Source organism: Brevibacillus gelatini, from assembly GCF_003710935.1.
GTDB lineage: Bacteria > Bacillota > Bacilli > Brevibacillales > Brevibacillaceae > Brevibacillus > Brevibacillus gelatini.
In genome coordinates, this window is sequence record NZ_RHHS01000020.1 from 43,956 (window position 1) to 70,724 (window position 26,769).

The window sequence follows — 26,769 nt, forward strand, 5'->3', positions numbered from 1 at the left end:
CTCTTTGTCTGTAGCTAAGATGATGTCAAGTCATGCTGAGCGCTCTTAAAATTCCATAATAAGTAAAAATACCCACTGTGATTGTCGGACTATTCCCCAAGAATCACCGTCTGGTAATAGACAACCATTACCAGCAACAGCCCGGTTCCCCCCGCAACGAATGGAGCCAGCGGAATTTCCCGTTCAAACGACACCCTCCGCGACAGCCTGTAGACAAGCCACACAGGAAGCATGATGATTCCGGCCAGCAGATAGGCAAGCCCCATTGCAACTAGTCCCGCCTGCCAGCCCAGCGCGGCCCCTACCACCGCAAACAGCTTGATGTCGCCACCCCCCAACTGCCCATTGCTTACGACTGCCATCCCGAGCGACAAGCCGCCAAGCACGACGACTCCCAGGACGTGCGCCGCCCAGTTGTCCGGCCGAAGCACTGCATGCGCGATGAGAAAATAGGCGATCCCGGGCAGTGTCAGCCAGTCGTAAATCAGTCGGTAGCGTAGGTCTGTGTACACAGCCACCGCCATTACAAAAAGAATGGGAATGATGACATACCAAGTCGTCACGCTCGATCCTCCTATCTTCCTTTCGGAGGAAAATTTCACCATCACAGACGGTCTTTTGGATAATTTTGTTGCGCAAACGGAAAAATTTTTGGTTTCCATTGGGAACAGGTCCATTTTCCCTGTATCCGGCGCTATTTTGGCCAGATTGTCGTTGTCGAATCGTGCAGGGGCCAAAATGCCTGTACCTGCACGCAAAAAAAGAGTGGTTCAGCAGATCGGATTCCTCTGCCAAACCACTCTAGGACTGCCTTGCTACTTTGTCCCTTGCATTTTCGGGACGCGAAAAGAAACCGTCATGCCGCGATTCACGCCGCTCTCGATCTGCAACCCTTTGCCGTATCGCTGCTTCAGGCGATAATCGGTATTGAACAGCCCGACGCCTCTACGTGTTTGCCTGTCGCCCGCGAGCAGTTCCTTCACTCTCTCCTCCGCAACGCCCACGCCATCGTCTTCCACCTTGATTTCCACCTCGTCCCCGTCATGCGTCACGCTAAGGGTCAAGGTCCCGCCTTCGATCCGGTTCAGCAAGCCGTGAACGAGAGCATTTTCTACAAGCGGCTGAATGGTCAGCGGCGGCAGATAAAAATCACTGTCCTCATCGATCTTCCAGACTACACGCAGCTTGTCCCCGAACCGCACCTGCTCAATTGCCAGGTACGAGCGAACCAGCTCCAGCTCCTGTGCAAACGGAACGATTTGCTGCGCATTTTGGAAATCAAAGCTTCTTTGCAAATACGTGCTGAATTGCAACAGCAGCTCGCGCATGCGCGGCGGGTCCAACTCGCTGAGAATCGCTATCGAATTTAGTGTATTGAAGAAAAAGTGCGGTTTGATTTGCGCCTGCAGCCACGCGGCTTCCATGCGCAGCCGTTCCTCGTCGGACTGCTTGACCTCTACCAGTGAGCGTACTCGCGCTCTCAGCTCCAGCGGATCGACTGGCTTGGTGACGTAATCATTTGCCCCCGCCAAAAAGCCCGCGGCCACGCCCTCCAGATAGCTGCGCGCCGTCAGCAGCAAAATCGGCAGCTCCAAAACGGTGTAGCGAGCGCGAATCAGCTGCGCCAGCTCGTAGCCAGACATGTTCGGCATCATCACATCAACAATGGCGAGATCCCACTGATCCCGCTCCAACTGCTCCAACGCCTCCTTGCTGCTCGTCACCCCGGTAATTTCGTATCCTTCCGTCTGCAAAATACTTTCCAAAACAGTCAAATTGAACGGTTCGTCATCGACTACTAATATTTTCGGACGACCGATGACCACCCCGTCGTCAGACGAAGCATTTTCAGGAGTGTCCCCCGTCTCTTCTGCGCTCTCTGTAAACAGCGGAGGTGCCAACAGCGACGACTCTGCGGCAGATGCCGTCTCCGCTACTGCTTCCGGGATCAAGGGCAGAGAAAACGTGAACACAGAGCCTTGCCCCGGAGTTGATGCCACTTCCAGCTCACCGCCGTGCATCTCCACAAGCTGCTTGCAAATGCCCAAGCCAAGACCGATGCCCCCATCTACTGCTGCCACTCCTGGTTGTCCTTGCACGTACGGTTGAAAAATGTGCTGCTGTGTTTCCTCGTCCATGCCAATCCCCGTATCTGCCACCCAAATGTACGCCTTGTCTTCCCGCACGCTCGCCCCGATTGTAATCGTCCCTTCTTCCGTGTATTTCATTGCATTATGGGCGAGATTGAACAAAATTTGCACGAGGCGATTTTCATCGGCCAGCACCAGCGGAAATGATTCCGGGATCGCGAGGATGAATTTCACTGGCTTGCCTTCCTCCATCAGCCGCAGCATGTCGAGTACGCCAGTTGCGACCGTCTGCACGCTGACGCTTTTTGGCACGAGCTGAACACGCCCCTCCTTTAACCGCGTCACATCGAGCAAATCGTTCAGCAATAACAACATGCGCTTCCCGGCCGTCACGATCATCTCCATCCGTTTTTTGCTCTCGTTGTCCATCCTGCCCTGTTCGCGCTCCAGCACGGTTTGCGCAATATTCAGGATGCCATGCAGCGGGTTTCGCAGTTCATGCGACGTATTTGCCAAAAACGCATCCTTGTTCTGATCCTCCCGCTGCAGCCTCGCTGCCAGTTCCTCGGTCCGGGCGGTTGCGCGGAAATAGCGAATGAACCAGTACGTGCCAAAGGCGAGAAACGCCGCGATGAAATCAAACGGATAAAACGTCAGATCGACCAGAAGCCGATTTTTGAGAGAGCCCCAGACGATGTTGGCGGCAATTCCCGACGCACCGAGCAGCAGAAAAACAGCGTCCTTGTCTCCTGTTCTGACCGTTTTCCAAATGATAGAAATCACCATGATTCCTGCCGGAAAGGAAATGAACAACAGGAGGATTTTGACCAGCCAGGCAACCGATGCAGGCGGAAAACAAATCAGCAACAATACTTCGAACAAGCACAAAACATAAAACCAGCGATTCGTTTTGCCTGCTTTTCCGAGCAACTGGGCGACAAAAGCAAACAGCATCGCATAAACAGTCGCATAGGCCATGTACACCAACCGGACTGACAGCTCATAATCGTACGGAACCACCTGAAACAACAGCTTGTCATCATCGACCAAGATCGAGCATACGGCGGAGCTGACCAGCGCGGCAAAGGTCAGCAGAATCGGTTGCCGCACTCCGACTGCATAGACGATCATCGCATAGGCAGCGTGTACAGCCAAAACGACGCACACCATCAGCTGCATGAAATGCGAGGTCGAGACACGCTGGTCGATGGCCGCCTGTTTGCCGAACAAAACCGACTTTAAAATCCCGCCAGTCAGGTAGGCTTCATTGTTTGCGACGTGGACGACCAGTTCAAGCTGTCCGCGTTCCGGGGTGAAAAAGACAGAGTACGGCAGGTTGCGCAAAACCATCCGGCTTTCGTCCGCGTCCGGATGCCCGGATTCCCCCAGCAACTGTCCGTTCACATAGACGCGGGAAGCCCCCTGAATCTTGGGAAAATGAATCCCGGCCGGAAAGCGCGCGTTCTCATCCAATTGAATCAGCAGGCGATACGTGCCGTAGCGATGTGTAGCAGTGCTCCCTCCGCTTCCGGCAGCCTCTCCCCAATCGCCCGGAACCGAAAGCAAGCCGGGGGACAGACCGGAAAATGCACTTTTTGCCTTGGCTTCCGCGCCTGGAACGATCAATTGCCCAGGGTAAAACTCCCATTGGCCGCTGAGAGCAACCATTTCCTCCTGTTCGAAGTCCCAGCCCCGAAGGTCAAGCACGCCACCGACGGCCTGGTGCGGCACTGGAACCTCGTGATGCGCAATCCAAAGTAGCCGAATCATCGTGATGACCAGCAAAAATAAGCCAACAATGACAGTCAACTTCCATTTGTTTTGCAGTATTCCTTGAATTTTTATCATGAGCCTTCACAATTCCTTTTTCAGTCGATTAAAGCAACTTTTTGAAAACTTTTAAAGTCTACAAATAGTAGAAGGAGTTTTTCAAGCATTAGTCGCATTTCATTATGAAGAGAAATATTTGTGCATTCAAGGCGACGTTAAAGAAGGAGAAAGTCGATGAAAGCGATCTTAGTCGATGACGAACAACTGCCTTTGCAGCACCTGCAGATGATGCTCGAACAAAAAATAGGCGCCATAAAGGTAATCGGAACGTTTACCGACCCAAGCAAAGCGATTGAAATGACACCAAAACTTTGCCCCGATGTCGTCTTTCTGGATATCAACATGCCGCAAATAAACGGTCTGGAGATTGGGGAACAGCTGCAAAATACTGACCCTTCTCCGGAAATCGTCTTTGTGACCGGCTATGACAAATACGCAGTAGACGCTTTCGAGCTGTGCGCGCTGGACTACATCATGAAGCCTGTCCAGTTGAAACGGCTGGAGAAAACCGTCAATCGCCTGCGGGAAAAAATCAAAATTGCGCAAGCAACAGCACCGGAGACCAAGCCGCTTGTTTCGATCCAGTGCTTTAACCACCTGCAGTTTCACCTGTCCGACCAGGAGCCGCAGGAGATCAAATGGCGTACCAACAAAGTGCGGGAGCTGTTTGCCTATTTGCTTCATCACCGCAACAAAACAGTAGACAAGGAGACTTTGCTGGAGCTGCTGTGGCCGGATTGTGATTTGTCAAAAGCGCTGCCCCAGCTCTACACGGCAGTATACTTGATCCGGCAAACCTTGAAACGCTACGGCATCAAGACGTTAAGCATCAACAAAGGCAACCTGGAAGCAGGCTACAGGCTGACAGTCGAATCCTCGCTGATTGACGTGGACGAGTGGGAGCAACACCTGGGGCAACTGGCTCCACCGTCACATGCCAACATCGCGGAATACGAGCAAGTTCTTGCAATGTACAGCGGGGATTACTTAGGCGCTTACGACTATTTGTGGGCCGAATACGAGCGGGAACGCCTGCGCCGGCTATGGTTGCAGCTCGCCAAAAAGATGAGCAGCTTTTATCAGGAAGCTGGCAAGCTTGAAGAAGCCTTCCGAGTCAACAAGCGAATCCAGCAACTGCACCCGCTGGAAGAAGATTGCTATTTTGCCCTGATGCAACTTTACGACGCCCTGGGCGATCACGCGGCTGTCGAGGAGCAATACCATCTGCTGACGTCCCGCTGGGAGCAGGAACTCGATTCTGCCGTGAATCCGGACATTACAAAGTGGTTTGCGGCGTGGAAAAAGGGTACGTCTCTTACCTGACACAAGGCCCGCAGATAGCGCAGGAAAACCCCTTCCCGAACGGAGAGTCGAGAAGGGGTTTTCCTGCGATTTCCATGCTTAGTCAAGGTGTATCGTCGCCATTGCAGCTATCCGCCGTGCTATCCTGCCGATTGGCAGACAAATGCAAAGACACCATTCGCCTCTGTCCCGGCCGAACGAAAAATGGCGTCCTTTCTCTCTATCCCAGCGCATTGCGCACTGCCCACTCGACGCGTTCTTTTTGCAGCGGCTTGGCGATAAAATCACACGCTCCCGCCTGAACCGCCTTGATAACTGTATCCCGGCGCACAACAGCCGAGCAAATAATGATTTTCGCCTCCATGTCCATCTCCACAATCTTGCGGGAAGCGCTGATGCCGTTCATCCCCGGCATGGAAATATCCATGAGAACCAGCTTTGGTTTGTACAATCCGTATTTTTTGACCGCTTCTTCCCCTGAATCTGCTTCCACCGTCACTTCCAGACCCAGCGACTCCACGATCTCCCTCAATATGGCTCTTGCAAAAGCTGTATCGTCCACAATCATGATGTTGCTCATCTACATAACTTCTCCTGTCTCGACCTATGGGGTTGCCGTAGTTTCGACCACGCCAAAAACAGGCCTTTCTCCGTAGATCAATTGAGTATATCGACCCTTTTGTTCAGTTTTCCATTCTAATCGGACAATCTGAACAAAATCTGAACATGGAAAAAGAAGCGCCGCCCGTCGGCAAGTGGGGAGAAGATTAATTGTGCGAAACGTATACGAGGAATTTCGAAGCTGACAGCGAAAGGCTGCGAGGCGGCTACCATGCCGTTTCCACGACATTTCAATATTCAATCCGCTTCTCCGCTTGCACCCATGCCATGAACGGGCTTTGACGGTTCTCCAGTTCAATTTGCCGGAAAGGTATGCTTCTCTCTTCATGCGGCAGCATGATTTGCTCGTAAATGAACTGGTCGTCGAATCCGGCGCTGGCCGCGTCTTCTTTCGTGCAGGCATAGTACACGGCCCGCGGTCTTGCCCAGTAAATCGCCCCCAGGCACATCGGGCACGGCTCGCAGCTCGTATACAGCTCGCAGTCACTCAACTGAAAAGTGCCCAGATTGCGGCACGCCTCGCGAATGGCCTGCACCTCCGCATGGGCAGTCGGGTCGTTGAGCGCCGTCACTTCATTGCGGCCCCGTCCGACGACTTGCCCGTCTTTGATGATGATCGCTCCAAAAGGCCCGCCGTGGCTTTCCTTCACATTGTCCAGTGCAATGCGGACGGCTTGCCCCATCCACGTATCCTGATCCATCCTGTTCCCTCCTCGCGCACCTCTTCTTTTATCCTATGCCAGTTTGTCTGGCGGCATTAGCGAAACCAAACGACCCGCGCTTCATATCCAGTTCATCGAACGCTTCAAATGGAACAAATACCGATTGCGGATCACCCAGAAGTAGACCGCCTGCACGATCACAAAGCTGCACAGCACGATGGCTGTCGGCTTGACGACCGATGCCACGAGCATGACTTTCAGCAGGCTTTGCAGCGAGACAAACGCCACCATGCTGTGAATGATCGCAACCAGTATCGGCACAAAAAACAGCAACGCGATCTGGATCGTCACAATTCTCGTCAACTCGGCCTCCGTCAAACCGATTTTGGCAATCGCTCCAAAATGCCTTTTGTCGTTTTCCAGGTCCGTATACAAACGGAAATACAGGAAACTGGCTGCCGCGACAAAAAACAGCACGCCCACGAACAGCCCGATAAACAGCCCCGTGTTCGCCAACTGCTTCATCTGGTGAAAGACAGGGGCACGAGCCGAAAATGAATAGGTTTCCGTATCATGCTCGATTTCCTCTTCCAGCTTGAGGCTGATCTCCTGCGTTTCCTTCCAGCGCGGAACATCGTAGGCAAAGCGTTGCTCCTCTTGCAAGTCGTGAAGCTGATCGTACACGTTGTTCGGGACAACCGCCAGCCGTGCAAATTCGATGCCGTTAATCAATGGATTCATTTTCGTGTCCGTTTTGACCACAAGCTCCTGCCCGCCGATCTGCAACGTCTGTTCCTCGACCGTATCGCCTAACCACCTGAGCAAGATAAACACTTCGTTGTCGGCCATTTGCAGCTCACGTGAGTTCGCCGCCCGCGCAAAACGGTTGTAGTCGGACAGCTTGACCACCCCGACCGTCTCGTCATTTACCTGTTCCGGAAGCACCCGCATTGACACTTGGTACTTTTCGAAGGAAAAGCCCCCTTGCTGCAAGCTGTTTTCAATCAACCGCAAATGCGTGTCCTTGTCGGCATTCTCGGCCTTGGTCTGGTATTCGAACGCAAACGGATTCGTTTTCACGACCGTCTCCTGGATCGACCCGGCCAATGCCGCCAGCGTCCCGATTGCGCAAAAGGCGACCGTCGACACGATGCAAACCAAAAAAAACATTCTCGCGTTATCCTTCATCCGGTATGAAAGATCTGACAGCATCAACAGATTCGTGCGCCGCCAATAGATGAAGCGCCGCTTCTTCAAAAACTCGATCAGGATCACGCTAAGCTGTGTGAACAGTAAATACGTCCCGACAATCGTCAAAGCCGTAACAGGCAGCACAAGCGCCACCACGTAAATGCCATCCGCCGTCAGCGCCAATGCATAGCTCATCCCCAACAGCGCCACTGCCACAATCGACAGCGCAATCGATGCATTGGGCTCCCGCTTGGGGCGCCGACTGCCCTGCAACAGTTCCAGCAGGCTGCGGCTTCTAAGCAGCAGCACCGTAAACAGCGAGATCGCAGCAAACAGGATGAGAAACGCAACGACCGTCAGCCCAATCGCCTTCCACGGGAGGTAAAAGCCGAGCGCCTTTACATCCAGCAGGAAGCCCGCGAACTGGAAAAACAGCTTGGCGAGCACCATCCCAAGCCCGATGCCAAAGGCAATCGCGACGATCCCGATGAGCATGTTTTCCATGAAAATCAGCGTGTTGCGCTGCCGCGACGTCATGCCGTGCATGAACAAGATCCCGAATTCTTTCTCCCGCTTTTTCAAAAAAGCGCCGACGCAATAGAAGAGAAAAAAGAAAGAGAACAAGAAGATCACATATTCCGCCACGATCATCCCGGTCGCAACCGATTCATGAATTTCCTCCCCGACAATTCCCGGATGAAAAATGAACATCGCATACACGAAAAAGATCATCACGGAAAACACGCTGCTCATAAAAAAGGCAGCATAGGTGCGTTTGTTGCGCAAAACATTATTACACGCGAATTGTCGAAAGGTCATACGTGTTCCCTCCCAGGAACGACAGCGCGTCAATAATCTTTTGGAAAAACGCCTGGCGGTTCTCGCCCCGGTACATTTCGTTGTGCAACTGTCCGTCCTTGATAAAAATAACCCGGTGACAGTAGCTTGCTGCCAGCGGATCATGCGTGACCATCATCATCGTCGTATTGTCTGTTTTATTGATCGCTTCCAGCGTCTCCATGACCGTCCGCGAAGACTTGGAATCGAGATTGCCGGTCGGTTCATCGGCAAGCAGCAGCGAAGGGGAGTGGATGATCGCACGGGCGATTGCCGTCTTTTGCCGCTGGCCACCTGACACCTCGTATGTACGTTTGTCCAAAATATCCTGGATTCCCAGCTTCGCAGCCACGCTTTGCAGCTTTTCCTCCATCGTTTGCAGCTTCACATTTTCCAGCGTAAGCGGCAGCACGATGTTTTCCCCAATCGTCAATGTATCGAGCAAGTTGAAATCCTGAAAAACAAAGCCCAGTTCGCGGCGACGGAACAGCGCCAGCTTGTCTTTTTTCAACAAGTGCGGATTCGTTCCATTCAAAAGAACAGTCCCGGATGTCGGAGAGTCAATGGTCGAGATCATGTTCAGCAGCGTTGTTTTCCCGCTGCCCGATGGGCCCATGATACCGACAAATTCCCCTTTGCGAATAGAAAAATCGATATCCGTCAACGCGCGGTATGTGATTTTGCCTCCGTATATTTTGCTCAGACTGTTCACCGCAAGCATTTCCATACGTCTATCCCCTTTCCTCTGACATCCCGTTATCCACTATACGAGGACGCGCGTTTTCCAGCTATCGAATTAACTTTCATCATTCTTACGTTCTTGTAAGGTTGGCACTACGGCGGACAGGACGATGCGCACAGTCGTGCCTTCTCCCACTCGCGACTCCATTTCCACACTGTGGTGCAGCCGCCCGCAAATTTCCTTGACCAAATAAAGCCCCATCCCGGTCGACTCCGGATACTTGCGGCCGTTTTCCCCTGTGAAGTACGGCTTGAACACCCGCTGGATGTCTTCCGGCGGAATCCCGATGCCGTAATCCTGCACCTCCAGGACGAGATGCGGCCCGCGTTCGTAGGCGCGGATCGTGACCTTGTTGCTTTTGCCCGCAGAATAGCGGACGGCGTTGGTCAATAGCTGGTTGAGTACAAACGACAGCCATTTTTCGTCGGACTCCACCCGCCAGTCCTGCTCGATTTTCAGCTCCGGGTACACCTGGTTGCGGATGAACAAACGCTTGTTTTCCGCCAGCACGTTTTGCGCAAGCGTGCGAAGCGACACCGGCTCGATCAAAAAGTCCTGCTCAAAACGGTCCAGCCGCGCGATGTACAGCACCGTTTCCAATCCGCGCTTGATCCGGTCGACTTCTTCGCGGATGCTCTCGGCCTTCGGATCGTCCTCGTTTTGCAGCAACAGGTGGATGACCGAGATCGGCGTCTTCATCTGATGCACCCATTGCTGGATAAACGTCGTATAGTCGCGCTGCTTGTTTTCGTAGGCGTGAATCTGCTCCTTGTAGAGCCGATACTGCTCCAGGCTTTTCTCATCCATTGCCTGGCACAGTGCAGCGTTGCCATACGTCTGCGTCAGCTCTTCCAGCGACTCTACAGGCTTGCTCAAGCGCTGGTAAATCAGACGGTGCGTCAAATAGCGAACGACCAGAAACGCCCCGGCAAAAAAGACGGAGAGAAACATGACGTAGATCATCAGCGATTCGTTCCAGTACCCGTCCATGGCAAAAATCAGAATCATCAAGATCAGCTGAACGAGAAAAAAGGCGGCAAATGCCCATTGATCCCGAAGGAACAGCTTCATTGTCCGTCCTCCCATGTCGCTTTCAGACGGTAGCCGGAGCCACGCACAGTCTCAACCGCGCCTTCCAGCCCGATGTCCTTCAGCTTTCCGCGCACACGCGTGATGTACACATTCAACGTGTTTTCATCGACGAACTGCTCGTCCCACAGCTTTTCCAGCAGCCGCTCGCGGCTGACGACGCGCGGGTACTGGTTCATCAGCGCTTCCAGCAGCAGCGCTTCTTTTTTGCTCAGCTCGATTTTCGTATCGTTTATCGACAGCTCCATCCGCTCCAAAAACAGCTTCAGCCCCGCGACCTCCACAGTGCGCTCCCCTTCCTGCGCCGCGTATTGGCCGTAGGCGCGGCGAAGCTGACTGCGAATTTTCGCGAGGACGACATCGTAATCGAACGGCTTGGTAATGTAGTCGTCCGCTCCGTTTTCCAGCGCCATCACCTGGTCCATCTTGCTTTCCCGCGCGGAGATGAACAAAATCGGGCAGTTGGACTCCTGCCGCATCTGTCTGCACCAGTAAAAGCCGTCGAATTTGGGCAAGTTCACGTCCAATAGCACTAAATCTGGCCGCTTGCTTACGAACACTTCCATGACACGATCAAAATGTTCCACGTTGACCGTTTGAAATCCGTATTTTTCCAGTTGTTCTTGCAAAAGCTGGTTGATTTTCGGGTCGTCTTCCACAATCATGATCGTAGACATCCGCTCATACTCCTCTCGATACTCCTGCTACTCCTTTCCTTACTATACCATTAGAAAACTGGGCTGCGCCAATTTGCATCAGCCTTTTGCCCGTGCCTGCCTTCGCTTTTCCCAATGGAAAAAGGGTGGAACACTCCCCACCCTCAAGCTTTTGCTTCCATCATTTTCTGCAGTTTTTTGATGCCGCGAAAATGCAGGATTTTGACAGAGGCTTCTGTCTTGCCCAAAATCTCGGCAATTTCGTTCATGCGCAAATCCGCCAGATAACGCAAAGAAATGACGTTGCGCTGGTCAGTCGTCAGCGCGTGTACCTTTTGCCACAGCCCCTCGGTCGTCTCCTGCGTCAGCACGCATTCCTCCGGCAGCTTGTCAGTAGCCGCAAGCGTGCTGAACGTCTCCTGGTCAACCGGGCACTCCTTTTTTTTGCGCATGTGGTCGATCAGCGCATTGTGCGCAATTCGGAATATCCAGGCGCCAAAAGGATGGCGGCCGTCGTATTGATCGAGCTTCGAGTACACCTTGATGAATACAGTCGTTGTCAGGTCTTCCACGTCCCAGACGTTTTTCACGCGGTAGCGGAAGTAGCGGTATATTTTAGCAGAATATTCTTCGTAAATTTGACGTTGATTCGGTTTTGGATAAATGATTGCAGTAGTCATGTTCGATCTCCCATTTCGTGATCCGTATGAGTTGCTCTCATTGTAAGACGGATCAGAAGCAGGAACCATCGAGTTATATTTCAAGAAGCTTACACTTTTGTAAGGTACTTATGGGCTGCTTGTAAGCTGCTGCATCTGTAGGTACGACAGCGTCATTCATTCGGTTACAGACTGGGCTGATTTTTTCGATAAAAAACGCCCCCGCATGCTGCGAGAGCGTTCCTGTTATCTTTGTTACAGCAAACCAAGGCGCTTGAAAATCGTATCCACATGTTTCAAGTGATAACGGTAATCGAAGCACTCGTCCAGCTCTTCCTTGGTCAACGTAGCGCTGACAGTTGCGTCTTCCTCCACGATAGCGCGGAAGGAGCGCTGCTCTGCCCAGGCTTGCATCGCGCGCGGCTGGACAGTGTCGTATGCCTGCTCGCGGCTCATGCCTTTTTCGATCAGCTTGAGCATGACATGCTGGGAGTAGATCAGACCGAAAGTGCGGTCCATGTTGCGCTTCATGTTTTCCGGGAACACGGTCAAGTTTTTCACGATGTTCATGAAGCGGCGCAGCATGTAGTTCAGCGCCTGTGTCGCGTCTGGCAGGATCACGCGCTCTGCGGAGGAATGGGAAATATCCCGCTCGTGCCAGAGGGACACATTTTCATAGGAAGTCAGCATATGTCCGCGGATGACGCGCGCCAGACCGCAAATGTTCTCACTGCCGATCGGGTTGCGTTTGTGCGGCATGGCGGAAGAACCTTTTTGACCTTTGGCAAACGCTTCTTCCACTTCGCGCATTTCGCTCTTTTGCAGGCCGCGGATTTCCGTTGCAAATTTCTCCAGCGAGGTCGCAATCAGCGCCAAAGTCGCCATGTATTCGGCGTGACGGTCACGCTGCAGCGTTTGTGTGGAGATCGGAGCCGGGGACAGGCCCAGCTTTTCGCAAACGTACGCTTCCACGAACGGGTCGATGTTCGCATACGTGCCGACTGCGCCGGAAATTTTGCCGTATGCCACTTCTTTTTTTGCTGCGCGGAAACGAGCCAGGTTGCGCTTCATTTCCTCGTGCCACAGCGCGAGCTTCAAGCCGAAAGTGGTCGGCTCGGCGTGTACGCCATGCGTTCTGCCCATGCAGACAGTGTCTTTGTGTTCGCGCGCTTTCTCCGCCAAAATTTCAATGAAGTCCTCGATGTCTTTTTCCAAAATCTCGTTCGCCTGGCGCAGCAGGTAAGACAGCGCCGTGTCCACCACGTCTGTAGAGGTCAGGCCGTAGTGTACCCATTTCTTTTCTTCGCCCAATGTTTCAGAAACGGCACGGGTAAACGCCACTACGTCGTGACGAGTCTCTTCCTCGATCTCGTAGATGCGGTTAATGTCAAAGCTGGCCTTTTCCCACAGCTTTTTCACGTCCTCTTCCGGGATGACACCCAGCTTGGACCATGCTTCACACGCGAGAATTTCTACTTTCAGCCATGCATTGAATTTGCTTTCTTCCGTCCAAATGGCGCGCATTTCCGGGCGGGAATAACGTTCGATCATGATTATACCTCCGATGGATTCGTCCAGATTTTCAGTGCATCAATGTGGTTGAGTGCTTCTTCCACAGTAGGGGCGAGCACGTTGATATGCCCCATCTTGCGCTTCGCCTTGCTCTCGGCCTTTCCGTACAAATGCAGCTTGGCCGTGCGCGGCAGCTTGTCGATTTGCTCCAGCACAGGCTGCAGATGCTCTCCCAAAATATTAACCATCACGACAGGAGAGAGCAACTCTGTCGAGCCCAAAGGCAAGTTGCAAACGGCCCGGACGTGCTGCTCAAACTGCGAGGTCACGCAAGCGTCCATCGTGTAATGGCCGGAGTTGTGCGGGCGTGGCGCCAGCTCGTTGACGTACAGTTGTCCGTCTGCGGTCAAAAACATTTCTACCGCGATCAGTCCCACGACGTCGAGCTTTTCGACAATCGTGCGGGCGATTTCTTCTGCGCGTGCCTTTACTTCTGCCGGGACGCGGGCTGGCACGATGCTCAGGTGCAGGATGTTTTCGCGGTGAATGTTTTCCGCGGCCGGAAACACAGCCAGCTCCCCGTCCGGATTGCGCGCGGCGATTACGGACAGCTCCATCTGGAAAGGCACGAACTGTTCCACGATCAGCTCTGTTCCTGCCTTGGCCAGCGTCTCGTACGCCTCCGCCAGCTCGTCCTCGCTGCGCAAAACCCACTGCCCTTTGCCGTCGTAGCCCCCTGTCGCCGTTTTCATTACAGCCGGCAGCCCCAGCTCAGCGACAGCCGCCTGCAAGTCCTGCAAGCTGTTCACTACGCGAAAAGCTGCAACCGGAATCCCGATTTCCCGAATCGCTGTCTTTTCGGAGATCCGGTTCTGCGTAATCCGCAGCAGGCGGCTGCCCTGCGGCACGTAGGCGTGGGTTTCCAGCACTTCCGCAACCTGCGCGTCTACATTTTCAAATTCGTAGGAGATGACATCACTCACAGAGGCGAGCTGCATCGCTGCTTCCACGTCGTCGTAGCTGGCGACAATTTGCTTGTCCGCCGTTTGGCCGCACGGAGCATCTGCTGTCGGGTCCATCGTTACAAAGCGGTAGCCCATCGCCCGTCCAGCGAGAGCGATCATGCGGCCCAGCTGTCCGCCGCCGAGTATTCCGAGAGTCGATCCTGGTTTGATTTGCTTGCTCTGTTTGGTCGTCATTCCAGTTCGCCAGCCTCCAGCACTTTTTTGCGTACCTCATCGCGTCTTGCCACAAAGCGCGCTTGCACATCCGGGTATTTGATCCCCAAAATTTGCGCAGCGAGCAGCCCCGCATTGATCGCGCCCGCCTTGCCGATGGCGACAGTAGCGACAGGCACCCCGCCTGGCATTTGCACGATGGACAAAAGCGAATCCAGTCCGTTCAGGTTGGACGACTTCACAGGCACGCCAATCACAGGCAGCTCCGTTTTCGCCGCCACCATGCCTGGCAAATGGGCTGCGCCCCCCGCTCCGGCAATGATGACTTCCAGACCGCGGCTTTTTGCGCTTTCGGCATACGAAAACATCAAGTCAGGCGTTCTGTGCGCCGAAACGACCTTCTTTTCGTACGGCACCTTGAGTTCATCGAGAATTGCGCATGCTTCCTTCATCGTTTCCCAGTCTGACGTGCTGCCCATAATGACGCCCACCAAAGGCTGTAGCATGAACCATTCGCCCCCTACGTTTTGTATCATTCAGAAGAAAACCCAACCGACTAACGGCGTTCGCGGCCGTACTCATCGCCTGGGCTATTCGTACTCGTTTGCTATCAACATACACAGTGTAGCAGGGAGAAAGTTTGCCTGTCAACCTCGATTCCGAACATTTAAAAATGGGGTTATTATCATCATTCGTGTTTCCCTTTTTCCAGCCACTCTTTTGCTGCCGCTGCCAAGTCCAGCCGCACGTTCAGCCAATAGTCGAAAAACGGCGTTGCATCTGCCCCGGCTGCCGACGAGACCAGCTCCTTGATCTGGCCGCCGCTCGCCAGCTTGTACTGGTGCTCGCTCACGTACTGCCGCAAAATCCGATTCACTCGCTCGGCCCCCCACGCTTCCCGCAGCGTCCACCACATGACGCCGGAGCGCCCGTACACAAGTTCGTCGTAGCTTTTCCAGTCCGGGAAGGCCGCCACACTCATCGCGGCGGAAATCCCTCGTCTGGCATACGCTTCGGCAGCGCGGGACTGGCCCTGTCTCAGCCGAATGTACGCCTGCGCCCGCTGCGGGTCCTTTTCCTGCAAAAACGCCATCGTCGCGTAGTCAGTCAAGCTCTCATCGAGCCACGCCTCGCGTACCTCATCGTTGCCGACGATGCCGTAGAACCATTGATGGGCCGTTTCATGCGCAACGACAGCGACTCCCATGTTGTGCTGCGTATTGAAAAATTCCTCCTCGATGAAGACAAGACTCGGGTACTCCATGCCCCCGAAAAAGCCGCCTGTTTTGACGACATCGTACTCCTTGTACGGATAGGGGCCAAACTGCTTCCCGTAATAGTCGAGCGCCTTCATGGCCGTCTCGTGCAAGCTTTTCACCGCTTCCGGATCGTCTCCCTGCTGTGACCACGTCCGAACGATCGTCTCCCCGACCTTGCCGGCCACCGACTGGTACGTGCCGTCCATAACGACCATGGCAAAATCACGAACGTTCCATGCATCCAGCTCATATATGCTTTGCCGCTGCGGCCTTGTCTGCGTGACGACGGCTGCACTCTCCAGCCCCGTCGTAGCGAGCTGATACCCTTCCGGCAAATGCACGCGCAAATGATAGTTGGCTACTTCACTGTAAAAAGGATCGCCAATCGCCGTGTACGGATCGAGCCGCCAGCCGCCGCTATCCTTGACTGCGAGGATCGGCAGCCAGTTCCCCAGCCACAGCGCGTGGTCATGGTAGGAAAGCCGTCCGTTGTTGTAAGGAACCTGCAGCCGGAAGCCAAGCTCCACGACAGTTCCGGCGGACGGCTTTTTCTCAGGGAGCGGCACGCGCAGCAGTGTGTTCGTCTGTCCTTCGTAGTGAACACCCGTCGCCCGTCCATCCACCTTGACGGCTGTGATGGTGATGCCGCCCGGCTCTCGCTGCTTGCCGAGCACATGCTCCCAGTTTGCAGAGCCAAGGTCCGCCTGTTTGGCAAAAGCATTCGGATACAGATGAAAAAAAGCTTTGTCATCCTGCGGGACAAAACGGGCCGCAAGCACGCCCGTCACGACCCGCTCGTTCATATCCAGCCACACCTCTGCGCTGTACGTGACCGCTGCTGGCGTCTGCTCCGGACTTGCAATCGCCGCTACATCTGCCCCGGCTTGTCCCGCCCACGGGCTGCTCCACAATATGCCTGCAAGAGCCATCCCCACTACCATGCTGACCACCCAACCCTTGCGCCACATGACAATCCCCTGCCTTCGCCTGCTTTCGCTGTTTGTCACGCTGGCGTTCCAGCGAGATCCCTTGCAATCGGTCGTTCCCGAGTCCACTGCCAGCCTGTTACTATCTTACGTGCCATGTACAGGTTCCTTGCCTGAAAGTTCCTCCCATAGCATTCCTTCCTGTTGTTCGGCAAATACGTCCGAATACAGCAAAAAGCTCCCCGTCCAATAAACGGGAAGCCTTTTTCCAAAAAACCCTATTCGCGCAGCCAGATGAAGTAGGCCAGGAAGACAAAGAACAGAACGTACATCGCCGGATGCACTTCACGCGCTTTCCCTTTCACAACCTTCATCACCGGATAGACGATGAAGCCAGCGGCAATTCCTGTTGCGATACTGTAAGTCAGCGGCATCAAGAGGATGGTCAGGAATGCCGGGAACGCTTCGTCCAGGTCGTTCCAGGCCACCTGTGCAATGTGCGAAGCCATCAGTACGCCGACAATGATGAGCGCAGGCGCGGTAACTGCCGGAGTCACGATCGAAAGCAACGGCGAGAAGAACAAGGCCAACAGGAACATGATCCCGGTCACAACCGCGGTAAAACCGGATCGGCCGCCTGCTGCTACCCCCGCTGTCGACTCAACATAAGCGGTCGTCGTAGAAGTACCGAGCACCGCACCAGCCATACCGGCAATCGCATCGGAAGCGAGCGCTTTTCCCGGACGCGGCAGGTTGCCGTCTTCTCTCAGAAGTCCCGCTTGGCTGGCTACACCGAGCAACGTGCCTGTCGCATCGAAAAAGTCCACGAACAAAAATGTCAGTACCACAATCAGCATGTTCACAGTGAACAAGGCAGAAGGATCACCGAGATATTGGAACGCCGCACCGAATGTCGGCGCCAGGCTCGGCGGTGTGGACACGATTTGCTCCGGCAGGCTGACCAGACCGAAGATCATGCCGACTACTGCTGTGACAATCATCCCGATGAAAATACCGGAATTGACTTTGCGAGACAAAAGAACAACGGTGACAATCAGACCGAAAATCGCCAGCAGCGCATTTTTCGCTGCCAATACTTCTTCCGGCTTCATGTTTTCATTGTAAAAAGCCAAATGGCCCAACGCCACAAACGTCGCGTCGTTTGCCACTACAATCCCTGCGTTTTTCAGACCGATGAACGCGATGAACAGCCCAATCCCCGCAGATACGGCATATTTCAGCCCTTTCGGAATCGCCTTGATGATGGCTTCCCGAACCCCGGTCAAAGACAGAATCAAAAAGATCGTACAAGAGACAAACACCCCAGCCAAAGCTTGCTGCCAAGGAATGTTCATGGTCAATACAACGGTGTAGGTGAAAAATGCATTCAGCCCCATCCCCGGTGCCTGTCCAATCGGCAAGCGTCCGAGAATCCCCATGAGCAGCGTACCGATCGCCGCCGCCAGAGCTGTTGCGGTAAACACAGCGCCAAACTCAGGGTAGTTTGCTTTCAAATCCGCTGGCAAATCCGCTCCGCTGAGCATGAATGGATTGACTGCCAAAATATACGCCATGGCCAAAAAGGTAGTGATGCCCGCGATGATTTCGCGGCGATAGTTGGTGCCCAGTTTGTCAAACTCGAAATACTTTCGCACCGAAAAGTCCCCCTATGCTTATGGATAAGGTAATGAAAAAAAGGCCCGGACGCTACTAGTATGCGCCTGGCCTCTTCACAAAACACTCCGGGAACAATTTCAAAAATGATAACAAATTCGTATCCCGTCGACATTTTGTTCGTAGCCAGGTCGTTTCATGGCGACCTCGTAGAAACTCTTGAGCCATATTCTCAAGAATATACGAACCTTCCTATCTTACCTGTCACATTGAGAAGTGTATCAGGTGACATATGGAATGTCAACGAAAAATACGAACGTTCATTTTTTATTTTAGACGAACATCCGGATTTATCTTATTCCCACTCAATTGTTGCTGGTGGTTTGGAGGTAATATCGTACACAACGCGGTTTACGTTGTCGACTTCGTTCACGATGCGCGTGGAGATTTTTTCGAGAACATCCCACGGAATGCGTGCCCAGTCGGCTGTCATGCCGTCGATGGAGGTTACGGCGCGAATCCCGACTGTGTAGGAGTAGGTGCGCACATCGCCCATTACGCCTACTGTCGTCATGTTCGGCAGAGCTGTGAAGTATTGCCAAATCTCCCGATCAAGACCTGCCTTGGCAATCTCTTCGCGCAAAATTGCATCGGATTCCCGAACGATCTCCAGTTTCTCTTCTGTAACCTCACCCAAAACGCGAATACCCAGACCAGGACCTGGGAACGGTTGGCGCCAAACGATTTCGTCAGGCAGACCAAGCTCGGTACCCAATTTGCGAACCTCGTCCTTGAACAGCGTTTTCAATGGCTCGATCAGCTTGAACTTCATGTCTTCCGGCAAGCCGCCTACGTTGTGGTGCGACTTGATCGTGTGCGCGGTAGCCGTTCCGCTCTCCACGATGTCCGTGTACAGCGTACCTTGGGCGAGGAAGTCCATGTCTGTCAGTTTGCCTGCTTCTTCATCGAAAACGTAGATGAACTCGTTCCCGATAATTTTGCGTTTTTGCTCAGGATCAGTGACGCCTTTCAGCTTGTTCAGGAAACGCTCGCGCGCGTCGATCTTGATTACTTTCATCGAGAATTTCTCAGCGAAAGTCTCCATGACGCTTTCCGCTTCGCCTTTGCGCAGAAGACCGTGGTCTACGAACATGCAAGTCAGCTGGTCGCCAATTGCTCTGTGAATCAGTGCCGCAACGACAGAGGAATCAACGCCGCCGCTCAGCGCACACAGCACTTTCTTGTCGCCGACTGTTTCGCGAATGCGCACCAGCTCGTCCTCGATGAACGTCGTCATGCTCCACGTAGGCTTGCAGCCGCACACGTTGAACAGGAAGTTGCCGATGAACTCGTTTCCTTTGACGGTATGGCGTACTTCCGGGTGAAACTGCACACCGTACAGCTTGCGCTCAGGATGGCTGATCGCCGCTACCGGGCAGCTGTCGCTTACCGCATCCACCTGGAATCCGGTCGGCAGCTCCACTACTTTATCAGAGTGGCTCATCCAGACGATTTCGTTCGCATCCCATTTTTCATACAGGCTGTGCGCATTTTGCAGGCGCAGTTCGGCTTTTCCATACTCGCGTTTGCCCGCACGCTCTACTTTTCCTTCCAGCATGTGGCTCATCAGCTGCATACCGTAGCAAATGCCCAGGATTGGCAGACCGAGCTCAAAAATGGCCGGATCGACCTTTGGCGCTCCCTCTTCGTACACGCTCGCAGGTCCACCGGAGAAAATAATCCCTTTTGGCTGCATTTCCTTGATTTTTTCTACAGGCGTATTGAACGGCATGAGCTCGCTGTAGACACCCAGATCGCGAACGCGACGTGCGATCAACTGATTGTACTGGCCTCCGAAATCAAGTACGACGACCATTTCCAATGACTTGTCCATCATATCCCCCTTCTCCTGTACCAACAGGACTTGCAGGTGCCGGCCCCATTTTGCCGACATCCTCGCTCGATGCATGATAAAGCAGTTTCCGCTTCCCTCGGTTCTTGCATACAGGCATATCCGCGAAAATTGTCGCATCTTTGCAAAAAAACCGGGACGGTGACTCCGATCTTTCATACGGAGGCAGCGTCCCAGCTTGTGTACACATGTGCGGTTGCATGTACAAAAATCCGAAGTGCTCTCCTCGTAGTCGCCAAATTTACGGTTTAGCGGTAGAAACTCTCAGGCCATATTCCTGATAATTATACGAGACTCATTGATCGTCATTCTAGCAGATGGGACGGCTTTGTTCAAGGCTTCAGTTGACGGAGCAATCTCTCGATCAGCTGCTCTGCCACTGACCGTGCCTTCTGCTCCAGTTCCTTGTAGCCGTAAACGGTCCGCTCGTACATTTCCGTCAGGTAGCGCAGGTCTTGCCGCTTGTCTGCCGGAATCGTAATTCTGCTCGCGTACTCCCGCAGAGTCTCGCCGGACTGCCGTCTTGTGTACACCCGCTCCATCACGCGGAGCAGCAAGTTGAAGCGATCCGTATACTTGTTGCTTTTATCCAGATCAATCTGTCTTCGGAGCCACCATATTTGAATCTCTTTTCTGCGCCGCCAAGCCAGGAAGCCTGCGCCCGCCGCCACTCCCAAAAGCGCCACATTTACCTGCCAAGGGATCGAAAAGCGTTTCTGCGGAATCGCGTCCCCCTCTTCCAGCCTGTCAAACCGTCCGTCTCCCCGGTCTGGCGAAGTTTGATTCCCCAGATCGGGCACCGGAATCGGAAGCTGCGGCTGCGATGTCCGCAAATCGTAGTTGAAGCGTACAGGCGAGACAAAGGTGCTGGTTGCTTCAAACGGAATCCAGCCGTACCCCGGAAAATACACCTCTACCCACGAATGGGCGTCTTTGTTGCGAACTTCCATGATGTCGCGGTTTTTCTCGTCGCTGCCCACTCTCTGGCCTGGAGCGAAGCCTTTTACCCAACGAGTCGGGATGTCGAGGGAGCGGAGCATGACCGCCATCGAGGTAGAAAAATGATCGCAGTATCCCCGCATGCTTTCAAACAGAAAGTGATCGACAAAATCTTGCCCTTCTGCAGCGACAGGCACATCCTTTGTTTCATACTTATATTTTCCACTCGTTCGCAAGTAATTCTCGATCGCCCTTACTTTTTCATAAGGAGTCTTGGCATTTTTGGTCACGCTTTGTGCCAGTTCCTTCACACGCGGCGGCAAATTCGCGGGAAGCTGCAAATAGCGCTCCTTGATCTCGTCCGGATAATCGGTTCCGGCCGCGATGACAGCTTTTTCGCTGACAATCGGCACCTCTGCGTCCAGCTTGTACTGATTCAGCTTGAGCAGCAGCGTATTCGGTCCGTACTCTTTCCGTCCATTTTCGCCCGTCGCCCTGATTAAATTGATTTTTCCTGCGCGGACCTCAAGCTGCTGGTTCTGCTTGTCGTAGACGACCGTAGCATTTGGCGGAGCGTAATTGCTCATTTTGTTCAGCTGGCCGGGATAAAAGACAGTAGCAAACTGCTGCGGGCCATTGAACTGCAAAGTAGCTTCGACCTTTTTCGTTTCCAGGCCGCGGAACAGCTCGTTTTTCCACTCGTAATTTTGCGGGTCCAGAATCGCCTCGTACTCGCGCTCTCCCTTTTCCCAGCCTACGCCTGTGTAGACGTCCTTGGAGTCCCCGCGCCAATAGCTGCGTTCATTGGTTGTCGCCGTAAACACGAGTGTATTGTCCTGCTGGAAAGGGCCGCCCAATCGCTCGTCATTGTTGTCGTAGCCGACTTTTTTCATGACAGCAGGCGAGCCTTCCATGCCACTTCCCAGCAAAAAGGCGATTGGATCAGGCCAGCTTGCGGCTTTTTTGGGTGCTGCATACCCGATACCGACACTAATCATAATGACCAGCAAAGAGGCCAGCAGAGAACCGAACAGAATGCGGCTTCTTTTTTCTGTCACCGTCGCCATGCTGGTCATTCTCATCAGATGGCTGACAGAAAGCAGCAAAAAGCCAAAGATCAGCGTCCGCACAATTCCAGCGCTGGCGTCGTAAGGCAGGAACGTATCGAGCACCGCCAGGTACAGCTCGGTCAAAAATACAAACCACAGCCCTTGTCTTTGCTCCAGCACGAGATAGGTGAGCATGGTAATCAAGACAAGCAGCATGGTGTCAAACAAAGCGTTGCGCGACAAAATGGACATGGCCCCCCAGTCCTGCCGGAACGCCAGCGGAAGGTCATGCACGATGTGCCGATACAGCTCCGCCAGCCAATCCGTGGCAAACAGCGGTGCATCGAATAGCGTAGCATGCAGCAGCCAAAGCAGACCCAGCACCTTGAGCGGCAACGTAGCCCACCTGTGCGGAATCGCTACGTCGATCACGAGCACACCCGCCACAATGACCAGGAACGGCCACAACACACCCGTATCCGTCAACTCCTGTAACGGGAGCAGCCACTCTCTTAGCATGAAAAACAGCAAAAGGGCCGAGATCCATTGCCATATCGTCGATCGCTTCCACACACTCATGCCTCTACGCACCTCCCATCTGCTTCCGCTCATGTTCTTCGATATGGACAGACGTACACACAACTTTGCTTCCGCTCAGCAATTGCAAGGCACGTCTGTGCTCTTGCGAAATGACGGCTTCAGCATGTACATGGAACAACTGCACTCTTCTGCCTTTTTGCGCCAAAGCAATCAAACGGTGAACCAGGTCTTTTTCCACGCTCGGCGTCACGACGATCAGCGTCACGCCCTGCTGCTGCTCCAGCGCCTCACGTCCCACAACCCGCGAAAACGGCTCGCTGCCCGTAGGCATAACCCGAGCCAATTGATCGAAGACGCGAAGAAAATGGGGATGAGACAGTGCGGGAGCAATCGAAATGCGTTCATTTTGCTTGTACACCAGCCCGTATTGATACTGGTTGCGATTGGCATAGGCAATCAGGCTCGCCGTCAGCTTTACCGCCGTCTCAAACAACTGCGTCGGCTGCCCTTGATAACTCTCCTTTTCCACATCGAGGAAAAAAACGGCCTGGTTCATCGCCTGATGCTCAAATTCCTTCGTCTTCAAGCCTGTTCCCCTTGCAGATGCGCGCCAATGAATCTGACTCAGGCGATCACCGCGCTGATATTCGCGCACACCCCTCACGGCAGCAATATCATCGGAGCGTCGGTGCGACACGTGAACGTTGCCGCTAAAGCTGCCGTCTCCCAAAGCCCAGTGCGTCACTTCCTTATACCGCGGATAAACGAGAATTTCCTGGGGAAACGAAAAGACTTTGCGCCGCACGCAGAACCCAAAAAAATCTCCGCCGCTCACTACGCACTGATCCAGCCGGTAAAATCCTCGCGGAAGACTCGGTATGACATAGCGAAACTCCATTTCTTTTTTAAACCAGGGAAAAATCAGTTGCCTATGCGGCTCATATACCCCTGCCAGCCGCTCTGGCAAAGGTTCCACGATCATGTGCCAGCCCAGCGGAAAACGGATTTTTCGACGCAGGCGCACAGTTACCACGACATCCTCGCCGTCCTGCAACCGATTGCGGTCGATCACCCGCTCTACCTCCAGCGTCGAGAACATCAGAAAATAGGCCGGAACCTCATAAACGAGGAACACCAGACTGCTGTAAAAGAGAAACCAACTGGAAAAGCCACCCTGAAACTTGGCAAACACGTAGGTGATTGCCACAAGCAGGAGCGCTTTGAGCTTACCCCATCTTTGTTGTTTCATTCGCAGTCACCGCCTCAGCTCACCGGAACGCGGGTTTCGGCCAAAATGACAGTCAATACCCGATCAACGGTTGCTCCTTCCAGACGTGCTTCCGGCTTCACGATCATCCGATGGGCGAATACGACCGGCACCAGTTCCTTGACATCGTCCGGAATGACGTAATCCCTTCCCCGCACAAAAGCCAGTGCCTGAACGGCTTTGTAGAGGGCGAGAGAACCCCTTGGACTGACCCCAAGGTAAATATGATGGTGGTCACGCGTGCGGTGGCACAGTCGTACAATATACTCTTTGACTCCCTCGGAAACCTTGACGGATGCTGCCTCTTTTTGCAGCTGCACCAAGTCAGTTGCCGTCATCACCGGCTCAAGCTGAGCGAGCGGGTTCACCTCGGAAAATCTGGAGAGCATGCGCATCTCTTCTTCCACGGTCGGATAGCCCAGGCGCAATTGCATCAGGAAGCGGTCCAACTGCGCCTCTGGCAGTGGAAATGTCCCTTCGTATTCCAACGGGTTTTGGGTAGCCATCACAAAAAACGGATCGGCCAGCCGATAAGTCGCGCCATCTACGGTAACAGACCGTTCTTCCATTGCTTCCAGCAAGGCTGACTGGGTCTTCGGAGAAGTCCGGTTGATTTCATCCGCCAAAATAACGTTTGCAAAAAGCGGTCCTTGCCGAAACTCAAACTGCATCGTCTGCTGGTTGAAGATTGCTACCCCTGTTACATCTGTCGGCAGCAAATCAGGCGTGAACTGGATACGCTTGAATTCGCCCCCGATCGACTTGGCCAAAGCACGTACCAACATCGTCTTTCCCACACCCGGAACATCCTCCAGCAAAACATGTCCGTTTGCCAAAACAGCCGCGACCATCATCTCAATCACGGAGCGTTTCCCTATCAGAACTTTCTCTATATTATCGATCAACTTTGCAATTGCAGGGTGCATTTGTTCCAATTTAATTGGGTTCATTTTCATACATCTCCTGTTCCATCTTAATCTTCCATCAAGCATGTAACAAAAACGTCTATATTGCCCGATTTCCCTTGTACCGTCTATCTGGAATACAGCAGTGTAACTTTAAAGTAATAGATGGAAATAGGAGATACAAGGAAAACTTGCTTGGAAATTGCAAGAATGCAGCCTTGATTATGCAAAAAAGAGTAGGAATTGATCCTACTCTTCGATTTCATATGAAGTAATGGCGTGCCCTGAGAGATTCGAACTCCCGACCTTTTGATTCGTAGTCAAACGCTCTATCCGGCTGAGCTAAGGGCACATTTTTTTGCGGGTCAACCTGAAACGGTTGAAAGCTGGCAGAACAACTATGGAGCGGACGACGGGTCTCGAACCCGCGACCTTCGCCTTGGCAAGGCGACGCTCTACCAATTGAGCTACGTCCGCATGTGACATGGTAAAAGGTTTGCTCTGGCTACAATACCTTCTGCTTATGTGGTGCGGGTGAAGGGACTTGAACCCCCACGGTCTCCCGCCAGAACCTAAATCTGGTCGAGGCCATCTGACAGATAAGAGTGTATCATGTCGAATGCTGATGGGTCAAGGGTTTTGTGCAAACTGTTTATGGTAAGGAAGGGCAAAAAATGAAACCTGCTGTTCGATTTGGTCCCCAATTCGTCCCCGCGTCCCCAAGTGTCCCTCGGATTTCTTCTATATTAAATATGCATACGGCATTAAATATGCATACGGCGGATTATTTGGATCGATATTGAAGGCAAAGACCCGTCTCCGATTTAATGCAGAGACGGGTCTACAGCTTCTTATTTGTTGAGCCACTCCATATACGAAATCATCTGTCCGGGATCAAGCCTTGATTCTTTGGTGTAAATTTTATCTGGGGGCCCTATCTGAGATGTCAAAAATACGAGTAAGTTGTCAAACTGTTGGTAATCACCGTTACCAACCGAAATTTTCAATATTTTTCGGTTGTAAGTAACAACGTACGTGGTCCCAGTACTCTCATCTACAAATTGTGCTATCGCTTCTGGTTTTTTAAAAACAATAAAAATAGCTCCAATGATCCTACTTCTTACATCCATTGAATCTAATGAGGTAAGTACATTTGACACGTTGCTCTCCCCTTTATGGAATTACTTCAATGATTGCATCCATCTGAATCCACCGGCTCTCCTCATCGTTCACCAGTTTAACCCGCCGGCTGTTTTGATCCATCCACTTGATCACGCCCCACATGCTGCAGGTTTTGCCCAAGTCCTCTTTGACTGGTTGCCACCAGGTGATGGTGATTGCATAGTCCTCGCGGGCTGAGTCTCGGATCAGGTAATGAAATGACTCAAGCTCGTCTTGCTCGAGTTCCGGCATCTTTACCAGCTTCATATCCTCCCTGTGCTGCAGATACAGCTCCCGCTGTTCGGGCAGGACAAAACGGGACGCAGCCCACATATTTTCTATCTTACTTGCCATGGATGATGTACTCCCCTTTCCCATGCTTCCAACAGCTCGATCTTGTCCGGCTGCATGCGGTCCCACTCGATGTATGGTAAAGTCACAAGGCGCTCTTCGGGTGAGCAGTATGCTATCAGTCGATCACCCACGATCTCACGCGGCCGCAAAGTACGCTGCGTTGTATTGCCGTTGCTGTCAAGGTACATGATCTGGGTGAGATGCTGCTGGATTATAGCTCGCTGTTGAAAGGAATACACTATGAATTCAAAACTAACCATTATAGGCAGCATACTCCAACCCTGTGCGTACGGAAGCAATTCTGTTGTACCACATAGATAATGACGTATTGCCCCTTTTTTAGGAGGAATACTAAATGGACGAAGACAATGATTTAGATAGATATGATTATTGTAAAAAAATCCATTTATGGGAACTAAACAAACTAACCCAACAGCAGTGCTCCATTCTCCGTGAAGAAGATACTTATTTCGT

At 53.0% G+C, this 26,769-nt stretch carries 21 protein-coding genes, 2 tRNA genes and 2 riboswitches; of the genes, 1 reads left to right on the forward strand and 22 read right to left on the reverse strand.

Translation table 11 applies throughout. The annotated features are described in order from the left end of the window. Nucleotides 1-89 precede the first annotated feature (89 nt). Both EDM57_RS09250 and EDM57_RS09255 read right to left on the reverse strand, forming a co-directional pair. Nucleotides 90-563 (reverse strand): prepilin peptidase, encoded by a 474-nt coding sequence (locus tag EDM57_RS09250; RefSeq protein WP_246005776.1) that lies wholly within the window; start codon nucleotides 561-563, stop codon nucleotides 90-92. A gap of 252 nt (nucleotides 564-815) precedes the next feature. Beyond that, complete coding sequence (locus tag EDM57_RS09255) at nucleotides 816-3,938, reverse strand: hybrid sensor histidine kinase/response regulator (protein WP_122904490.1); 3,123 nt, start codon at nucleotides 3,936-3,938, stop codon at nucleotides 816-818. Nucleotides 3,939-4,094: 156 nt separating this feature from the next. Here EDM57_RS09255 and EDM57_RS09260 point away from each other — a divergent pair, with 156 nt between their 5' ends. After that, a complete protein-coding gene (locus EDM57_RS09260; protein ID WP_122904491.1) occupies nucleotides 4,095-5,243 on the forward strand; it encodes a response regulator in 1,149 nt (382 codons plus the stop codon). A 199-nt stretch (nucleotides 5,244-5,442) separates the two neighbouring features. Here the strand turns inward: EDM57_RS09260 and EDM57_RS09265 are convergent, their stop codons facing one another. The 20 genes from EDM57_RS09265 to EDM57_RS09360 all read right to left on the reverse strand — a co-directional run bounded on the left by EDM57_RS09265 (nucleotide 5,443) and on the right by EDM57_RS09360 (nucleotide 26,295). Then, nucleotides 5,443-5,802, reverse strand: coding sequence for a response regulator (locus EDM57_RS09265; protein ID WP_122904492.1), 360 nt, complete (start codon nucleotides 5,800-5,802; stop codon nucleotides 5,443-5,445). Nucleotides 5,803-6,073: 271 nt separating this feature from the next. Then, nucleotides 6,074-6,544 carry a nucleoside deaminase gene (locus EDM57_RS09270; protein WP_122904493.1) on the reverse strand — a complete coding sequence of 157 codons (471 nt, stop codon included), beginning with the start codon at nucleotides 6,542-6,544 and terminating at the stop codon, nucleotides 6,074-6,076. An 81-nt stretch (nucleotides 6,545-6,625) separates the two neighbouring features. After that, complete coding sequence (locus EDM57_RS09275; protein ID WP_122904494.1) at nucleotides 6,626-8,515, reverse strand: FtsX-like permease family protein; 1,890 nt, start codon at nucleotides 8,513-8,515, stop codon at nucleotides 6,626-6,628. Next, the gene (locus tag EDM57_RS09280) at nucleotides 8,490-9,260 is read right to left on the reverse strand and encodes an ABC transporter ATP-binding protein (protein ID WP_122904495.1); all 771 of its coding nucleotides are present in this window, start codon (nucleotides 9,258-9,260) and stop codon (nucleotides 8,490-8,492) included. Before EDM57_RS09280 ends, EDM57_RS09275 begins: the two co-directional genes overlap by 26 nt. A gap of 69 nt (nucleotides 9,261-9,329) precedes the next feature. After that, complete coding sequence (locus tag EDM57_RS09285; RefSeq protein ID WP_122904496.1) at nucleotides 9,330-10,346, reverse strand: sensor histidine kinase; 1,017 nt, start codon at nucleotides 10,344-10,346, stop codon at nucleotides 9,330-9,332. After that, entirely contained in the window at nucleotides 10,343-11,041 is a 699-nt protein-coding gene (locus EDM57_RS09290) for a response regulator transcription factor (protein ID WP_122904497.1), read from the reverse strand. Before EDM57_RS09290 ends, EDM57_RS09285 begins: the two co-directional genes overlap by 4 nt. 143 nt (nucleotides 11,042-11,184) lie before the next feature. Further along, nucleotides 11,185-11,700, reverse strand: a complete 516-nt coding sequence (locus EDM57_RS09295) for a sigma-70 family RNA polymerase sigma factor (RefSeq protein ID WP_122904498.1) — start codon at nucleotides 11,698-11,700, stop codon at nucleotides 11,185-11,187. A 234-nt stretch (nucleotides 11,701-11,934) separates the two neighbouring features. Next, a complete protein-coding gene (purB, locus tag EDM57_RS09300) occupies nucleotides 11,935-13,230 on the reverse strand; it encodes an adenylosuccinate lyase (protein ID WP_122904499.1) in 1,296 nt (431 codons plus the stop codon). Between the two features lie 2 nt (nucleotides 13,231-13,232). Continuing rightward, complete coding sequence (gene purK / locus EDM57_RS09305) at nucleotides 13,233-14,390, reverse strand: 5-(carboxyamino)imidazole ribonucleotide synthase (RefSeq protein WP_122904500.1); 1,158 nt, start codon at nucleotides 14,388-14,390, stop codon at nucleotides 13,233-13,235. After that, nucleotides 14,387-14,875 carry a 5-(carboxyamino)imidazole ribonucleotide mutase gene (gene purE, locus EDM57_RS09310; protein WP_005834709.1) on the reverse strand — a complete coding sequence of 163 codons (489 nt, stop codon included), beginning with the start codon at nucleotides 14,873-14,875 and terminating at the stop codon, nucleotides 14,387-14,389. The genes purK and purE overlap by 4 nt, the downstream gene beginning before the upstream one ends. Nucleotides 14,876-15,057: 182 nt before the next feature. Then, entirely contained in the window at nucleotides 15,058-16,596 is a 1,539-nt protein-coding gene (locus tag EDM57_RS09315) for a M1 family metallopeptidase (RefSeq protein WP_122904501.1), read from the reverse strand. A 236-nt stretch (nucleotides 16,597-16,832) separates the two neighbouring features. Then, nucleotides 16,833-18,209 (reverse strand): NCS2 family permease, encoded by a 1,377-nt coding sequence (locus EDM57_RS09320; RefSeq protein ID WP_122904502.1) that lies wholly within the window; start codon nucleotides 18,207-18,209, stop codon nucleotides 16,833-16,835. Nucleotides 18,210-18,331: 122 nt separating this feature from the next. After that, nucleotides 18,332-18,434, reverse strand: a riboswitch (purine riboswitch). Nucleotides 18,435-18,523: 89 nt separating this feature from the next. Beyond that, nucleotides 18,524-20,062: a glutamine-hydrolyzing GMP synthase gene (gene guaA, locus EDM57_RS09325; protein WP_122904535.1), complete on the reverse strand. Its 1,539-nt coding sequence runs from the start codon at nucleotides 20,060-20,062 to the stop codon at nucleotides 18,524-18,526. Nucleotides 20,063-20,289: 227 nt separating this feature from the next. Beyond that, nucleotides 20,290-20,392: riboswitch (purine riboswitch) on the reverse strand. Between the two features lie 20 nt (nucleotides 20,393-20,412). Beyond that, complete coding sequence (locus EDM57_RS09330; RefSeq protein WP_122904503.1) at nucleotides 20,413-22,647, reverse strand: transglutaminase TgpA family protein; 2,235 nt, start codon at nucleotides 22,645-22,647, stop codon at nucleotides 20,413-20,415. A gap of 4 nt (nucleotides 22,648-22,651) precedes the next feature. Beyond that, nucleotides 22,652-23,857 carry a DUF58 domain-containing protein gene (locus EDM57_RS09335; protein ID WP_122904504.1) on the reverse strand — a complete coding sequence of 402 codons (1,206 nt, stop codon included), beginning with the start codon at nucleotides 23,855-23,857 and terminating at the stop codon, nucleotides 22,652-22,654. Between the two features lie 14 nt (nucleotides 23,858-23,871). After that, nucleotides 23,872-24,825, reverse strand: a complete 954-nt coding sequence (locus tag EDM57_RS09340; protein ID WP_122904505.1) for an AAA family ATPase — start codon at nucleotides 24,823-24,825, stop codon at nucleotides 23,872-23,874. Between the two features lie 230 nt (nucleotides 24,826-25,055). Continuing rightward, nucleotides 25,056-25,132, reverse strand: a tRNA-Arg gene (locus EDM57_RS09345). Nucleotides 25,133-25,181: 49 nt separating this feature from the next. Continuing rightward, nucleotides 25,182-25,257, reverse strand: a tRNA-Gly gene (locus tag EDM57_RS09350). A gap of 374 nt (nucleotides 25,258-25,631) precedes the next feature. Beyond that, nucleotides 25,632-25,940 (reverse strand): hypothetical protein, encoded by a 309-nt coding sequence (locus EDM57_RS09355; RefSeq protein WP_122904506.1) that lies wholly within the window; start codon nucleotides 25,938-25,940, stop codon nucleotides 25,632-25,634. A 13-nt stretch (nucleotides 25,941-25,953) separates the two neighbouring features. Beyond that, a complete protein-coding gene (locus EDM57_RS09360) occupies nucleotides 25,954-26,295 on the reverse strand; it encodes a YolD-like family protein (RefSeq protein WP_122904507.1) in 342 nt (113 codons plus the stop codon). Between the last annotated feature and the right edge of the window lie 474 nt (nucleotides 26,296-26,769).

What these genes read in the sequence shown, in the direction of transcription:
- purE (WP_005834709.1), bottom strand. Translation starts at nt 14,875, where the DNA reads ATGCTACAGCCTTTGGTGGGCGTCATTATGGGCAGCACGTCAGACTGG.
- EDM57_RS09285 (WP_122904496.1), bottom strand. Translation starts at nt 10,346, where the DNA reads ATGAAGCTGTTCCTTCGGGATCAATGGGCATTTGCCGCCTTTTTTCTC.
- EDM57_RS09260 (WP_122904491.1), top strand. Translation starts at nt 4,095, where the DNA reads ATGAAAGCGATCTTAGTCGATGACGAACAACTGCCTTTGCAGCACCTG.
- EDM57_RS09290 (WP_122904497.1), bottom strand. Translation starts at nt 11,041, where the DNA reads ATGTCTACGATCATGATTGTGGAAGACGACCCGAAAATCAACCAGCTT.
- purB (WP_122904499.1), bottom strand. Translation starts at nt 13,230, where the DNA reads ATGATCGAACGTTATTCCCGCCCGGAAATGCGCGCCATTTGGACGGAA.
- EDM57_RS09335 (WP_122904504.1), bottom strand. Translation starts at nt 23,857, where the DNA reads ATGAAACAACAAAGATGGGGTAAGCTCAAAGCGCTCCTGCTTGTGGCA.
- EDM57_RS09265 (WP_122904492.1), bottom strand. Translation starts at nt 5,802, where the DNA reads ATGAGCAACATCATGATTGTGGACGATACAGCTTTTGCAAGAGCCATA.
- EDM57_RS09295 (WP_122904498.1), bottom strand. Translation starts at nt 11,700, where the DNA reads ATGACTACTGCAATCATTTATCCAAAACCGAATCAACGTCAAATTTAC.
- EDM57_RS09255 (WP_122904490.1), bottom strand. Translation starts at nt 3,938, where the DNA reads ATGATAAAAATTCAAGGAATACTGCAAAACAAATGGAAGTTGACTGTC.
- EDM57_RS09275 (WP_122904494.1), bottom strand. Translation starts at nt 8,515, where the DNA reads ATGACCTTTCGACAATTCGCGTGTAATAATGTTTTGCGCAACAAACGC.
- EDM57_RS09330 (WP_122904503.1), bottom strand. Translation starts at nt 22,647, where the DNA reads ATGAGTGTGTGGAAGCGATCGACGATATGGCAATGGATCTCGGCCCTT.
- EDM57_RS09315 (WP_122904501.1), bottom strand. Translation starts at nt 16,596, where the DNA reads ATGTGGCGCAAGGGTTGGGTGGTCAGCATGGTAGTGGGGATGGCTCTT.
- EDM57_RS09280 (WP_122904495.1), bottom strand. Translation starts at nt 9,260, where the DNA reads ATGGAAATGCTTGCGGTGAACAGTCTGAGCAAAATATACGGAGGCAAA.
- EDM57_RS09340 (WP_122904505.1), bottom strand. Translation starts at nt 24,825, where the DNA reads ATGAACCCAATTAAATTGGAACAAATGCACCCTGCAATTGCAAAGTTG.
- purK (WP_122904500.1), bottom strand. Translation starts at nt 14,390, where the DNA reads ATGACGACCAAACAGAGCAAGCAAATCAAACCAGGATCGACTCTCGGA.
- EDM57_RS09270 (WP_122904493.1), bottom strand. Translation starts at nt 6,544, where the DNA reads ATGGATCAGGATACGTGGATGGGGCAAGCCGTCCGCATTGCACTGGAC.
- EDM57_RS09360 (WP_122904507.1), bottom strand. Translation starts at nt 26,295, where the DNA reads ATGGCAAGTAAGATAGAAAATATGTGGGCTGCGTCCCGTTTTGTCCTG.
- guaA (WP_122904535.1), bottom strand. Translation starts at nt 20,062, where the DNA reads ATGGACAAGTCATTGGAAATGGTCGTCGTACTTGATTTCGGAGGCCAG.